Below are 243 nucleotides of genomic sequence, written 5' to 3' on the forward strand. Positions count from 1 at the left end.
CATTGAAGACACCAGTCTTTATGACCGCTATACCATTGTCATCACCAAAATCTGTAAACGTTGGGTCGTTCAATGCATTGCTGGATCCCGATAGATCCGTGATGTCTCCATCATTTGGTGTGGTTCCAGTTGCAGTTGCCTGATTGGTCACTCCACTGTTATCTATATCAGATTGCTGGATCGTGTAGGTTCCAGTAAAGGTCGTATTGTCCGTGCCACTTGGACCTGGGGGAAGTGTGGCGA

1 protein-coding gene is annotated in these 243 nt (G+C 47.3%); it reads right to left on the minus strand.

All coding sequences use genetic code 11. The features are described 5' to 3' along the window. Positions 1-243: DUF7507 domain-containing protein (locus IQ282_RS00085; RefSeq protein ID WP_194849921.1), on the minus strand; the 243-nt coding region annotated here is incomplete at both ends.

This window comes from Nonlabens antarcticus, assembly GCF_015356755.1.
GTDB lineage: Bacteria > Bacteroidota > Bacteroidia > Flavobacteriales > Flavobacteriaceae > Nonlabens > Nonlabens antarcticus.